Raw genomic sequence first — 14,781 nt, 5'->3', positions numbered from 1 at the left:
GAACAACTAGTGGGGTGGTTGAGGGTATTAATAACAAATTAAAAGTTATTAAACGTTCAGCTTATGGATTCAGAAACTTTAAAAACTTTCAATCCAGATGTTTACTTAATTGGAATTTTAACTAATATTTTAGCATACTAGGTACTGAAGAACCATAATTGAAGATATTACTAGTGTTACTCAAGATTTACCTAATATCGAAGCCTACCCTACACTAGGAGAAATTCAATACAGGATTTCCTTCACACCTGGAGCTAATACTAATCATAGCTACTGCGCTGGTAGCTTCAAGAGTCGCATGAAGTTAAAATTAAACGGGCGATACCTTAATCCTAGGGGTGCAGAATTATTATCTACTCCCAACACTTATGAATTTCGATTCATGATACCAGGTCAAGAAAACACTCAATTGTAAATTCAGAATGCCTAAATTTTATATAATACTACATTAATAAAGTACTCTAGGGTACTCTACAAACTTCTTTACAATAAAAGAGGTAAACCCTGTAGAGTATGGCATGGACTGGCAAGAGATATCTGGTAACTGGGTTTTAATCCCCAATCGTCCCACCGGGATTATCCATTTCCTGGGTGGGGCGTTTATTGCTACAGCACCCCACGTAACTTACCGATTGTTACTGGAAAAATTAGCAGCTCAACGGTATGCAGTGATTGCGACACCGTTTGTGAATACCCTCGACCATATTGCGATCGCACGAGATGTACTCAACCGCTTCGAGACTACTCTAAATCGCTTACAGGTAACCAATGTTTTAAGGAAACGGTATCTACCCATCTATGGTATTGGCCACAGCATGGGGTGCAAACTGCATTTGTTGATTGGCAGCCTCTTCAGTGTAGAGCGAGCTGGTAATATCTTGATTTCCTATAACAACTATTCCGCTGACCGTGCCATTCCCTTTGTGGAACAGTTAAACCTAAATCCTATCTTCCAGGTCGAGTTTACTCCCTCACCCCAAGAAACTAACTATCTGATTACTCAACGCTATCAAATCCAGCGTAATTTACTGATTAAATTCACTGATGACGAGATTGACCAAAGTGTTAGCTTGACCCAAACCTTGCAGAAACGTTTTCCAAATATGGTTGCCCTACAGCGGATACCAGGAAATCATTTAACACCTTTAGGGCAAGATGTCACGTTAAACCCAGGAGCAGTTTTTACCCCATTGGATGCCGTAGGTCAGTGGGTCAAGCAAGAAGTCTATCGCGATTTAAATCGCTTGCAACGGGAAATTTTGCGATGGTTGAATCCTCTAGCAGTGGCCTAATGTTGAAGGTTTAAGGTTGAAGGTTTAAGGTTGAAGGTTTAAGGTTAGTAGGTTCAAGGTTAGCTGGTTCAAGGTTAGTAGGTTCAAGGTTGAAGGTTAGCAGGTTGAAGGTTAGCAGGTTGTTCGCCTTTGGCGTTCGGTGTAGGGTAGGTTGTCTGTCAAAATGCAGAATGTAGAATGCAGAATGTAGAATTCTAAATTCTAAAATGTTGTTCGCCTTTGGCGTTCGGTGTAGGGTAGGTTGAATCTTGAAAGTAGACACTTAACATTCAACTGGCCTATTGACTGACTAATCACTTGACTAATCACTAGGATCAGGTTTCGTCAGACTCTAGCACTGTGGTAGATTCCGACAACGGAACAGTTTTCTGTGAACTCGAATAATCACTATCGGGCATGGTTTCCTCCTCTAGCACTGTGGTAGATTCCGACAACGGAACAGTTTTCTGTGAACTCGAACAGTCACTATCAACCATGGTTTCCTGTAGTGCTGGCACGGTGGAAGCCTCAGATTCTAGCACTACGGATGACTTAGGGCTACTAAACGAGAATGTTGGCAAGGTTGTGGTTAAAGGTTTCAGTGCTTCTAATACCTCCTGAGCCGACTGATAGCGACTTCGGAAGCTATAGCGCACCATTTTGTTGACCACTGTAGCTAATTCAGGACTGACCTGTGCCTTATCGAACCAAATTACTTCTCCAGTTATGGGATCTGTGGGTAATTTGCTAGGAGGTATGCCAGTAAGCGATCGCACAGCAATCATACCTGTGGCATAAATATCACTGTTAAATCTTGGACTACCCACAGCTTGTTCATTAGGCATATAACCTTTAGTACCAATGCCCACTGTGAAATTAGTCAGGTTTCGTCTTGGATGCAATTGATTAGTAATTTGTTTAACAGCGCCAAAGTCAATTAGCACCAGCTTGTGATCTAATTTGCGCCGAATTAGATTATCGGGTTTAATATCTCGGTGAATCACACTGTGACTGTGGACAAACTGCAATACCTGTAGAATATCTACCACTATGGCAATGACGTTGGCTTCAGGAAGAGGTTTCTGTGGTAACTCATCGCTGAGAGGATGACCATTAATGAACTCTTCAACTAGATAAAATTCTTGATTTTGATCAAAATAGGCTAACAGCTCAGGTATTTGGTGATGTTTGCCCAACTTTTCCAGAATTTCTGCTTCGGTGTGAAATAACCGTCGAGCCAGTTGCCAGTGTTGAGGATTATTGCTAGCAGGTTTGAGCTGCTTGACCACACAGGTCGGATTTCCCGGTCGTTGGGTGTCTTCAGCAATAAAGGTTTCGCCAAATCCTCCAGCACTAAGTCGTTTGATGATTTGATAGCGTCCACTTAACTTAGTAGCAAATAGTTCCTGTTCCGTTTCCTCCAGCAAATTGCGTAAATCATCCTGTCCAGAGATAATTTCTTGGACAATCGGCGCAGAAACGTAATGTTTGAGAGTTTGGCGTAGTTGCTGTTTATTCTTCAGGTCTTGCATTGCTCCCATAGCGCTACAGAAAATACCACTGAGAGTCATGCTAACTAAAGGCACTGCTGTAGGCAAAATTAGCCGCCCATACACGAAAAATAGATAACTGATTCCTCCCCAAGTGATTACCCCGAGCACTGTCCAGCCTAGGCAAACTTGCCATCGCTTAATCCGACTGAATAAGTACCTTACTACCGTAACCCCTAAGAAGATCAACACTCCTCTGTGGATAGGATTGGGAATTGCTTGGACAATGGCACGACCTTCGAGTAGTGTTGCGATCGCATTAGCATTGATTTCCACCCCAGCCATTCTGTCGGACACAGGAGTCCGATGAAAATCTGGTAATGAGCTAGCAGTTGGTCCAATTAACACAATCTTGTCTTGGAAAGACTTACCATCTTCTAGGCGAGTGTGCCAGCGATTATCGTCTAAGACATACCAGAAGGGAATAGATGGAAATACATCCGAACCGTAGAAGAAAATATTCTCTGCTTTGGGTTTCGTCCTCAGTCCTGAGTCTTGAGCAGCTGCCAAGGTAGCCTCGTTAAAGGAAGGTACTTTAAAAATCAGCTGATTAGATGTTTCTGCCAATTCTGGATTATTCTTAGCCCAAACTTTGGGATACTGATTGGCTAGACGATAGATTCTGCCATCCGGCTCAACGGGATAATTAATCGAACCTACAGATAGCTGGGGTGTCTCAAACAAAGAATTTGGCTTAACTAGCTTGATAGTCTCACCTTCAACAGTTTCGTAAGTCTCATACATAGCGGCCAGAGTAACCTTTTCGCCATAGTTTTTTAGCACCTCTCTCAACCGTTGATCATCTGCCTCACCGTAACTACTGGGACTATCTAACACAAGACTAACCGCGACAGACCTAGCTCCGGCAGCCATCAGCCGCTCAATCGCTGTAGCATAAGCAGCTCGTTTCCAAGGCCAGCTTTTGATAAGTTCTAAATCAGTTAGTGCTTGAGACTGATCATTAGAATAGGATTGATTTAAATTCAGAGACTCCTCATCAATTGCCAAAATCACTATATTGTCTGGGGGAGTCACCGGACCCCTAAGTTGGAAAAACCAAGTTTGGGTTTGTCTTTCCATCCGTTGCACTCCCTCCCAATCACGAGCCGTTGAAATTGCTCCGAATAGGGGAAAAAAAACAGCTAGTATAAAACCTAATCTAGCTGGATTTAACCGAGTGTTATGCTGTGATGATGTATCTTTATTTGTAGAAATATCTGTATACTGAGTTGGTGTATGGGAAGGAATAATCTTCCCGAACCACCCCCTAGGATTAATAAACATTTTGAGTATTTTACTCGTTTATTATCTATAGTATCGAAGCAAATTTATTAGCTGCATAAAGATTATTAAAGCCTGTTTGAAAATTTGCTTAAGGAGTATATAGCAATTCTCATAGCTATGAGGTACAAAATTTCGGTATTTTAGGGAACAGCGGATCACCGGAACAGGGAACAGGAACCCACCCCTAACCCCTCCCAGTAGGGGAATAGGTAATAGGGAATAGGGATGCGCTGCATCAATACAGGGAATCAAAGTCCAAGAATACTGTACCTCATAACTGCGATAAACGCTATAACCTAAACAGAACTTACCCCAAACTGCGTACCCTCATCTCTACGTAGTAGTAGAGTAGAGTGCCTGATTAAGGCACCCTACAGGTAGAGTCACTGCCCAATATCATGTCCGGGAGCATCGGTATTGTAAAGGTTGGGTAATTGGTAATTGGTAATTGGTAATACCAATTTCATCTCGCCATCTTCCTACTCCCAGCTCCGAAGTCCCAGCTCCGAAGTCCCTACTCCCTACTCCCTAAAACCATTGAGAACTACTATCAATGAAATTGATATTACGTCATCCCAACCCGTTTGGTTCTTAGAGTAACATTAACCCCTTCAGTGGATTGCTCCAATACTAATAATGGCGTTGGTTTTGCCTTTTGATCCCAACGCATGCAAACAATACGTCCTTGAATTGTTGGTTGCCAGGTATCATTGTCCGCATCTGGACTAAGAAATGTTTCAATACAGTCAATAATTTGGCTAACGGTTGCCGAGGTGCGTTGAGTGGGTAATTTCATTAACTTAACTTGAATGCGGAAAAGCACTCCCACACTGCGTTTACCTCGAATTTCAGTCTCGTACTTAACATCAAATATTTCATTAATTTTACGACCTGACATACTAGCAACACCGATAACATTTCTAGAGTCTTGAGTAGGTCGTAATGCTATACTGATTAACTGTTTTATTCGAATTTTAATTTGATTGATAACTCCAAAGTGGAATACCTCTTCTTCCATTCGCATTCTGAGGTAGTCCAGATTAAATTCCCGCGAGTGAACCAAATCGGGATTGGATTCCATTTTCCGGATGGTATTAAGCGCCAGCTTTAACTTTTTTCGGAGATCAGCAGTTTTATACTGCTCCAATTTGAGCTTTTTGTCCCTATCCTTGAATTGCAGCTTACCATACACTACTAATCCAATCACCACTAAAGCTAGTCCAATAGACACAAAAATCCAATGATTCAAATTCCCCAGTTGCCCAGCAGACCCAGACGTATTGGGAATGGTAGATGGAGGTGAGGATGCAATTTTCACAGGTACAGAAACCTCAGTCCGTGATTCTCTGAAGATGAGATGATGGGACATAATCACTATCGAATAAAACTCAAAACCTCTTAACTATAAGGAACCAGAGAGAGTGTCTTACACTGTCAATTTTGCCGGAGCGGTGATCATTTCGCCATCCTCTTACAATTGGTGCAAGTTTTTCTGCCTTAATCTTAGCTCCATAATTCGAGTTGTTGACGATGTTTTTGACTTTCTTTTGGAACCCTTTGTGCTTCTCCTGAGAAGGAGAGCTACGGAAATTTCCCTTGTCCGGTGCAGGGGTGGAGCTTCTAGCCATATCCATCCATCGGTTATTAGTTTCGATTAGTTAGTCTTTGGGTACTAACCTATATCATAACCTGGTGTTCGCCACCAGTTTCTAGCTATAAGGAGGCGAACTAGCTCAACCAATCATCCAGAGGTTTTCCTCAGCAGAAGCGTCCCAAGGATATAACGGGCTTTCCCCACCCCTACGGGAAGGCATCCAAAGCATCTATAGTATTGTGCCAAGTATTGTGGCAATTTGGGTAAGCCATTGAAGCCTTTTGCATGAAAGCCTTTTGCCTTAGTTTAGTAATAGTGTTGCTATCGTGGATTACCCAAAGCCCAACTTAAGGAACAATTTCAAGATACTCTATAGCTTATGTATGTAAGCATTCAGCTAAGGCCGATTGGCGCTATAGCTGATCTGGGATAAGGCAATAGCTTAGCTATTTAGAACAAGGATGCTTTGCTCCGTAACGTTGCTTAGTAAAATCAATCGGTTTACCCCAAACAACGTGGAGATAATATGCCCCACGATACTTTAATTTACCGATAGCTTCCGGTAAAAGCACACCGTTGAGCTTTGGCTGTCGCCAACGGACACCACGATACTTACCAACAATTTTTTCGGATTTCATCTCAAAATTTACCGGATCATTTTCATAGGTAATACCACGGTAAGTGAATTTCATTATTTTATCCTCTTAATTGTTTGTTATATCTGTAATTGATCACTCCAAGTCAGAGCCTATACTTAGAGAATGCCCGAAAGTTAGACTAACGGAACAGTAAGCATTCAGCCTAGAGCTATCAGCTATCCGCTGATTGAAGGTTGTCCAAGATAACTCATGTACTCGCTCCTCTCAGGAAAATTTCTAAGTTTTGCTTGATTGAAAAACTGACGGATTTTGTGCTGATAGCTCAATGCTTACAAGTAACAAATCTGGTTGAGTGACTTTACTCCTAAAACCCTTGATTTTATGTAGAGAGCAGTTGAGGAGTAGCGAAACCAAAGCAAATTATTGCCAAGGTTGGTTTCACTATGTTAAAATAATCCCTGGCAGAGAAAAAATCACTCAACCAGGTAAAAAATTTACCGAAACAGCAATAAAATTGGCGTTGCTGAATTAAAGAATGAATGCGCGATTATCTGGTTTTATGACAGCCCCCTAAATCCCCCAAGCGAGCAATCCCTCGCTTGGGGGACTTTGAGAGTTTTGTTCCCCCCAAGCGAGCAATCCCTCGCTTGGGGGGCTAGGGTGTGTTTTCAAAGTTTTCCGCAAGATATTAGATCCCCCCCAGCCCCCCTTATTAAGGGGGGAGCCATACTCAAAGTCCCCCTTTTTTAAGGGGGATTTAGGGGGATCTCGGAGTTTGAAGACACGCCCTAGGGGGGCAAAACCATACCCAGAATCAGCAACGCCATAAAATTAACTATCATCCTGACGGTGCGCTTTCCAATGGGCGAGTAAATCGCCCTTGGGTCGCACCGCAAGATCCCCAAGCTGCTGTAGCTTGGACTATCAATCAGGCTTGCTCCCTTACCTACCTTCTTATTGCTAAGTTCATCATCAGGACATTATAAAATTTGGCTATAGGATTTTCCGTTGAAAAACCAGCGATTAGGGCATCTTGCTGATAGTGTGGCAGTACGTTCCCGTAGCGGCTCCAAAGGAGCATCGCATAACTAAGGGTAAACAACCCCCGCCATTACCTGTCTTTTTCTAGTTGGTATTATCCTTAAGCATTAGATAAACTGCCCAAATCCCCATGGCTCGCAAATAGTGACTAGCCCGGAATGTCCCTGCTGCTGTAATTGCTTCTGGTGTCCTAAATTGCAAGCCATGATCATAAACCTGCCTCACCACTGCTTCAGTTATACGTAAAGCTTCATCTTTCATGCCTTGCTGAATCAGAAATGCTGCTAATCCAAAATTAATTCCTGTCCACACTTCCATCGGATGAGTGGCATCAGGATCTTCTGGTGTGCCATCGGGTCTGACTCCATTAACTGCTCCGAGTTGACCCTCATGGAACTTTAAAAAACAGGCATCATACACAGTCTTGAGGGCTGAGAGAGTACACTCTGGGGGTACAATATCCGGTAATCCCAGTAACTGAGCATAAAATTGACCACACAACTGGTCTGCCATCACCACATCTGAGCCACTTTCACTATCTAGTTGATAGTAGTGCCCATTCCACAGCTTTTCTTGATAAATTGGCATAGCTTGTGCTAACCATTGGCGATAGCACTCAATGGTGTCTTGAATGGAATCTAGCTCAGGTACTTCTACGAATGGGGATGTTGGTGGATAATTTTTGGTCAGAATTTCTCCAATTGCGATCGCACTCTCCAAGGCCGCTAACCACAACCCCCCACAGTAAGCACTTACTCCCTGCAATCGCCAATCATCAAAGGTCTGATCTGGTGCGCCATAGTTTTCTGGTATCCCATCTCCATCTTGGTCAAACCCCTTGAGATAAGCCAGTGCCTTGACAATGGATGACCAGCACTCCCACAAAAACTCTATATCTGTAGCGCTAGAAAAGACAAAATCCCGATAGACTTGTAAAACAAAGTCACTGGCTAAATCCTTCCACTGGTTACAATCCTGGTAGCTAGTATAATTCGTCTGTTGCCAAGGATGCTCATTGGGAGCTCCTAGGTCATGGGGAGTAGCATCCGCAATTTTACGGACAGCTTGAGCTTGGTTGTAGCCAATAATACGCAGTGTTTCATCCCTGGTCGGGATAGCTCGGGCAAAGGCTTCTAGCACCGCTTTATCCAGTTTCGGCCACAGCATTGCTAGGGCAAAAGAACCATAGAGCCGCACATCCAGGCTTTCGTACCAACGGTAATCTAGACATTCTAATACACCAAACTGTCCAATTGGGTCAAGTTCAGTTGCTGCTGTCCAGAGAGTACCGCCATCCGTGAGCAAGTACAGCTCATTAAACAAGGCCATCTTGAACCAATTCGGTAAATCTTCCTGATTTAAAATCGGTTCTTGCCATGATTCAATTTGTTCTCGCCACAGATCATGGTGCTTGAGAGCAGTGCGCACCATCGGCCAGCCATTATTACCGTTGCGTCCAAAAAAGTCCGTGTATCTCCGGTAATAGTTAATACCTAATTTAAATTCGGTCACCGGGAAGTCCCAAGCCAGGATAAAGGGAATTTTGCGGGTTTTACCTGGACGAAGGGTAAAGCGAATTGCGATCGCGCAGGCAATTTGTTCTCCTGGTGCCGCTGGGGTTTCATCTTGATGGTCTACCAAGCTACCATCCGTAGCAAAGGTATCCCAAACCTCAGCACCATCACCAACTGGATTCCAGCGACCGTGGTAGAACACCTCCATACTGGGATTAGTAACTGTAGCCAGGCACAATTGCCCTTCCCCTTCTTTAATATCATCCCCCAGTCTCACCCGGTCTAGAACAAATCCGACCCGATAGTGATCCACAATCCACTGATTCAAATTCCCGGTACTATCTCCCCACCGAGGCTGGTACTCATACACCGGACTACCATCATCCCTTACCCGCACCTCGGGATTTTTAATCCCATTGGTAAACCAACCCACCATATTCTGCCAAGTGAGCATGATGCTAACGGTAATCGGGGTATCAGTAGGGTTGTGAGCCGTCCACTCAAACACCGCCACCGGGTAACTACTTTCCTGATAACATCCTGCCCAAATCGGAGAAAACTGCTCACAGGTTAGTTCAGTCTGAAAGACATTTTCATAGGTAAACCAACTGCGAGGATACAAAGCATAGTAGTGACCAGAAACCTCTGAGCTGTTTTCCTCACCTTTGCCTTGGGTTGGATACCATTCCCAAGAGCCTAGCTTACCATCCTCTGGTGGTTGAGTACATAAAGCATAAGCCATCGGCTGAGAATGCTCTGGTTGTTCAAATACACTAAATTGACAACCGGGGAGGCTTTTAAAGATGTGTTCTCCCCCATCCAAGTGCCATAAATTAAAATCTCCTCGGGGAGAGCGACCAATACAACCAGCCCCAAATCCCCCCAAGGGCATGCCGTGCCAAGGCCCATCATCCAGATTACTTGGGTAACGGACAGTATAAGGTTTATCCCAGCCTAGTCCCAGGGGACGTTGCCAGCTACACTCAGGAATTTTTGGCCGTGGTGGTTGATAGATCATTCCCTGATTTTGACACTCCCCATAGCTAGAAGCTAGGGGATTCTTGGTTCAACGAGGTTACTTGCTCTTCCAGGCCGGAACCAAGAAGAGTAGAGGCATCCTCTCCCCAAGCGTTGATTAAAGTTCCGGTGTGCCCCACCGTACTCAAGGCTCTTGTGAGAATATTTTTGGCGGCGTTGTGGTCGCGATCTAACCGACACCCGCACTTGCAGATATGGGTTCGAGTCGATAATGACTTTTTGACCACTTCACCACAGTTGGAACAGTTTTGGGTTGTATAAGCAGGATTCACCGCAACAGTTATCCTGCCCAACTTTTCGCCAAAATATTCCAGCCACTCTCGAAACTGGTACCAACCTGCATCATTAATCGACTTGGCTAGACAGTGGTTTTTAACTAAGTTTTTGACCCTTAAATCTTCATAGGCGACCAGGTCGTTAGACCGGATTACGCAACGTGCCAGTCTCTTGGCATGTTCTTCACGTTGTCTACTTATTTTAAGGTGCTGTCTACCTAGTCTATTAACGGCGTGTCTTAGGTTAGCAGAGCCTTTCTTTTTTCGAGAAACTCGACGTTGATGAAATTTCAGACGTTTTTCGACTTTTCTATAAAACCTAGGATTAGGCTCGGAGTATCCATCAGAATCTGTGTAAAACTCTTTTAGTCCAACGTCTAATCCAACGGCAAAGCCTGTCGCTTCTAATTGTTCGTGGTTATCTACCTTGACGCAGAACTGGATGTAGTAACCATCAGCTCTTTTGACAATGCGAACTCGCTTTATTAACTTTTGGTCGAATTGCCATAAATCCCAAGTCCCCTTGAGCTTGACGTTTCCGATCCCTTTCTTGTCGGTAAATTTGAGGGATTTTTTGTCGGGCGATAATTTCCAGCCAGACTGTTTATATTCAACAGAGCGAGAATGTTTCTTAAAACGGGGGTAACCCTTCTTCCCTGGTACCTTATTCTTGCAGTTGTCGTAGAACCGCTTTATTGCTCGTTCTACGTTTTCGACTGAAGCCTGACATGCATGACTATTTAGGTCTTTAACAAACTTGAATTCATCCCTTAATTGAGTGTTGTAGCGATAGAGTTCCTTTTTTCCAACCCCGCGATTCTCCATCCAGTATCTCAGCACTTTGTTTCGGACAAATCGCGATGTCCGAATAGCTTCGTCAATGGCTATTTTTTGGGATTCCTTGAGGACTGCTTTGAACTCCATTACTAGCACTCTATATCACCTCCGCATAGCGGCTTGCTTTGCTTACTATTATAGTCGATATATCAGAGCCAAGGTTCCAGGAACAGTTAGGGAATAAATTCCCTTCGGGCTAACCCCATGAATATAATTCAGGGGCTTGCGCCCTCAGATTTTCGGTCACATGCTCACCTAACTATAGCTGCTTTAGTCAGTTGGGTCAACCAACAGCCCCTAGCCACGCCACTGATCTGCTTGGGTCGGACAAAACTAAAATTAATTCTTGAAATAGGGAGCAGGGAGCAGGGACTTCGGAGCAGCGATTTGTACCTCATGGGTATAAGAGTCAATCCTTCCCCTTTGATACACATTTTGTTTATTTTGTCAATGCTTAAGTCCTATTTATGAGGTTTTACATGAGTTTTATGAGGTTTTACATGAGGTTTTACATGAGATTTATGAGGTTTATGAGGTTTTACATGAGGTTTTACATGAGGTTTTACATGAGGTTTTACATGAGGTTTTACATGAGGTTTTACATGAGGTTTTACATGAGGTTTATGAGGTATAATAGCGTTTCTCATAGCTATGAGGTACACATTATTTTTTTCCTCTTCCCACTTCCGACTTCCGACTTCCCATATCCGCTGCTCCCTGCTCCCTGCTCCCTGCTCCCTGCTCCCTGCTCCCTAAAAACTTAGGTGCGCTTGACCCGTAATTAAATTCGCCACGGGTCGCACCTCAGAAATTTTCACCTCACCAGTCGTAGAATTGCTATATGAGTTTTTACATGAGTTTTTACATGAGTTTTTACATGAGTTTTTACATGAGTTTTATGAGATTAAAAACTGTGGAGAATACTAATCTAGTATGTGTAGTGAAACTAAAGAATGTAATCAATTCTTTTTTCCTACAACCCTATTGTAAACAGTAAATCTAACAGGAGTTAGTATTAACAATGGTTACATCTCATGGTGATCATGAAGACGCTCATATCTTCGGTGTTGTTGGGGCAAACGGCTCTATTGTCTCTGGTAAAGGCTTCAAGGTTGACAAAAACCGGGGAGGGATTTACATGATCAGGTTTGATCAGCCATTTGCAGAAATTCCTGGAGTAACCTGTACAATTTATGGGCATTCTTGGATGAGTTTTATGATGTCTATTTCAGTCGTTGAGATTACACCTAATTACTTCGTATGCCAAACTTCAACACCCGATCGTCCTGAAGATAGTGGTTTCAGCTTTATTGCTGTTGGTGAGGTGTAGCTGAGTGGGTGACATGAGCCCTAAAAAGCTTAGTATATAAGGCTTTGATGCAAATGAGCTTAGGGAAGATACAGTCCCAAATTAACCCTAGATTCATTTAATAGCAAGCTCAAACCCTTATAACTCAGGTCAGTTCGGGATAAGAAAAAGATCTAATAGCTGTTCGCGTAGCGCACGCTACGCGAACAGCTATTAGCTATTAGCTTTGGGCCAAGGCTCACGCTACGGTAATGGCTCAGGGCTGACGGCTGACCGCTGATGGCTGAATGCTTACGATAAAAGGCATCACAAATCAGGCTATTGATTTTATAGTTGAGCTTTCTTCTAAATACTCCAACGTTTTAAGCAGACGAACTGCTGATTTATAGGCTTCTTCAGTTAATTCATGACGTTCCTGAGGGCTATCAACTAGGTCATTCACCACTAACTGCAAGCAAACAATCATTGGGGTCAGGTGAGTTCGCACTTCATGGGAGGTCTTGACTAACTCCTTTTTGACGACATTTTTAATATCTCCATTGCTATTGTGCTCAAACTGCATCTTGTACAAACGAGAGTAGTAACCCTCCTTGTTAAGCAGTTCTTTATGGGTGCCAATCTCAACCACTTGCCCTTTGTCCATAACTACGATTTGATGAGCTTTTTGGATCGTGGACAGTCGGTGAGCAATCACTACCGTTGTGCGATCGCGACAGAGTTCATCAATAGCTTGTTGTACTAGCCGTTCGGAAACCGTATCTAAAGCACTGGTTGCTTCATCTAAAATTAAAATATCTGGATTCCGCAGCAGTGCCCGGGCAATGGCCATGCGTTGACGTTGTCCACCGGATAAGAGTACACCGCGATCGCCTACTTTGGTATCAAACCCTTGGGGTAATTGCATGATAAATTCATAGGCATTGGCTCGTTTCGCTGCTGCAATAATATCTTCCTCGGTCACATCTGTCATTCCATAAGCAATATTGTTGCGCACCGAATTATTAAATAAAAACGTATCCTGACTGACAACCCCCATCGCTTGTCTGAGGGAACGGATATCGTAATCCTTCAAATCTGTGCCATCGATAGTGATTCGTCCTTCAACTGGGTCATAAAATCGTGGCAACAAATCTGCCAAGGTTGACTTACCGGCACCGGAAGCACCTACCAATGCCATAGTAGTGCCTTTAGGAATCGACAAATTCACCCCATTGAGTACCGAATCCTGATGACCAGGATAGGCAAAGGAGAGATTTTCAATGCGAATTTCTTGGGATAGCTTCCTGTAGATATTTTTGCCATTGCTCATGATCGGTTTGTTGTCTCTGCGCAAAAAATCCGCCACGATTGCTGTACTAGCAGACACATTAGCAAACCGACTTCTTTGCCCATTCAACTGACTGATTACTGGTAACAAACGGAATAGTAAGAATAAATAAATCCCCAAAACAGTAGATATCGCTTCCAGTTCTTCTGCTGAACTATCTTGCAACAGGAGATTTTTGCCCACAAAGACGATGGCTAAAATTGCCAATATTCCCGAGACTTCATTAATGGGGTTAATTGCCGCAAAATTAGCCTGGGATTGAAATTCAGCCTGTTCACGTTCATCAATAACTTTTTCAATCCGTTGATATTCATCTTGTTCATTACTAACTGATTTGATTAACCTAATTCCCGTTAATATTTCCAGTAATGAACCTGAATATTTTCTTGATTTTTCTGATAGAATTTTACCAAATTGCTTAGACCGCCTCACAAAAACTTGATTAATAATGAATACGCCCAATAATAAAATACTTGTTGCAATAGTGAGTTGCCAGGAAATCGAGATTAGAAGAAATACAAATACAAAAATTGTGATTACCGTCGTAAATAATTGAATGGCAATTTTAATGGCATTAGCGGCTCGACCAATTTCTTGACTAATCCGATTTATAATATCACCAATTTTGGTCTTAGCATAAAAATCTAGATCCACATCCAGTAGTAATTTTATCCCTTCTTTACGAAAGGTATTAATTAATTTTTTGGATAAATGGGTAGACACTAAGATATTGACATAGTTAGCTACATTTTTCAGGACAATGGCTAAGAGCACTACCAGTACCATGAGCAGCAAGCGATCGCCCCCTTCAAAGCCCTCAAAAAGAGCCATAGTTTTCTGAATGATAGGGGGGGCTTTGCTTAGCTCTAGTTTCTTTTGACCTAAAAACTCCAGCATTAACGGCACAATTATGGTTGTACCGACACTATTAAACATGGCACTGGAAAATCCTAGCAGGACAGTCAATACAATCAAGATAGGATGGCGTAGTGCGTAGCTAAGGAGTAATCGATTAGGAGACATGATTACTGTTTTTTTCTTGTTGAGTGTTGACTGTTGACTGTTGGTATAGGGGAAGACTTACTGGTGCTCCATTCAAGCATAAACAGTCAACAAAAAAGCTGTTAGTTAGTGAGCAAAAT

11 protein-coding genes are annotated in these 14,781 nt (G+C 43.0%); 3 read left to right on the top strand and 8 right to left on the bottom strand.

All coding sequences use genetic code 11. The features are described 5' to 3' along the window. Together F6K63_RS30125 and F6K63_RS30120 are read left to right on the top strand one after the other, a co-directional pair. Positions 1-125, top strand: a 125-nt coding sequence (locus F6K63_RS30125) for a transposase (protein ID WP_287314013.1), incomplete at its 5' end; no start/stop codon positions are given. Positions 126-518: 393 nt separating this feature from the next. Beyond that, a complete protein-coding gene (locus tag F6K63_RS30120) occupies positions 519-1,292 on the top strand; it encodes a DUF1350 family protein (RefSeq protein WP_008189302.1) in 774 nt (257 codons plus the stop codon). Between the two features lie 10 nt (positions 1,293-1,302). Here F6K63_RS30120 and F6K63_RS30115 read toward each other — a convergent pair whose 3' ends face one another. The 7 genes from F6K63_RS30115 to F6K63_RS30085 form a co-directional block, all read right to left on the bottom strand. Further along, entirely contained in the window at positions 1,303-1,554 is a 252-nt protein-coding gene (locus F6K63_RS30115; protein WP_287314009.1) for a hypothetical protein, read from the bottom strand. A gap of 52 nt (positions 1,555-1,606) precedes the next feature. Continuing rightward, positions 1,607-4,105 carry a CHASE2 domain-containing protein gene (locus F6K63_RS30110; protein WP_287314007.1) on the bottom strand — a complete coding sequence of 833 codons (2,499 nt, stop codon included), beginning with the start codon at positions 4,103-4,105 and terminating at the stop codon, positions 1,607-1,609. A gap of 565 nt (positions 4,106-4,670) precedes the next feature. Next, positions 4,671-5,474 carry a hypothetical protein gene (locus F6K63_RS30105; protein WP_287314005.1) on the bottom strand — a complete coding sequence of 268 codons (804 nt, stop codon included), beginning with the start codon at positions 5,472-5,474 and terminating at the stop codon, positions 4,671-4,673. 19 nt (positions 5,475-5,493) lie between these two features. Then, a complete protein-coding gene (locus tag F6K63_RS30100; RefSeq protein ID WP_287314011.1) occupies positions 5,494-5,733 on the bottom strand; it encodes a group II intron maturase-specific domain-containing protein in 240 nt (79 codons plus the stop codon). 412 nt (positions 5,734-6,145) lie between these two features. Beyond that, positions 6,146-6,391: a DUF4278 domain-containing protein gene (locus F6K63_RS30095; RefSeq protein WP_008189294.1), complete on the bottom strand. Its 246-nt coding sequence runs from the start codon at positions 6,389-6,391 to the stop codon at positions 6,146-6,148. Positions 6,392-7,423: 1,032 nt separating this feature from the next. Beyond that, the gene (locus F6K63_RS30090; RefSeq protein ID WP_287314003.1) at positions 7,424-9,871 is read right to left on the bottom strand and encodes a GH116 family glycosyl hydrolase; all 2,448 of its coding nucleotides are present in this window, start codon (positions 9,869-9,871) and stop codon (positions 7,424-7,426) included. Positions 9,872-9,896: 25 nt separating this feature from the next. Continuing rightward, entirely contained in the window at positions 9,897-11,099 is a 1,203-nt protein-coding gene (locus tag F6K63_RS30085; protein WP_287314001.1) for an RNA-guided endonuclease InsQ/TnpB family protein, read from the bottom strand. A gap of 925 nt (positions 11,100-12,024) precedes the next feature. Between F6K63_RS30085 and F6K63_RS30080 the strand changes: the two genes are divergently transcribed. Beyond that, positions 12,025-12,333, top strand: a complete 309-nt coding sequence (locus tag F6K63_RS30080; protein WP_287314000.1) for a hypothetical protein — start codon at positions 12,025-12,027, stop codon at positions 12,331-12,333. A 292-nt stretch (positions 12,334-12,625) separates the two neighbouring features. On the opposite strand, the gene F6K63_RS30075 is transcribed toward F6K63_RS30080, so the two are convergent. After that, positions 12,626-14,662 carry an ABC transporter ATP-binding protein gene (locus tag F6K63_RS30075; RefSeq protein ID WP_287313998.1) on the bottom strand — a complete coding sequence of 679 codons (2,037 nt, stop codon included), beginning with the start codon at positions 14,660-14,662 and terminating at the stop codon, positions 12,626-12,628. Positions 14,663-14,781 lie beyond the last annotated feature (119 nt).

The sequence above is a fragment of the Moorena sp. SIO1G6 genome, from assembly GCF_010672795.1.
Lineage (GTDB): Bacteria > Cyanobacteriota > Cyanobacteriia > Cyanobacteriales > Coleofasciculaceae > Moorena > Moorena producens.
Note: the sequence above shows the minus strand (reverse complement) of the source record. Positions and strands in the feature narration are given on the sequence as shown.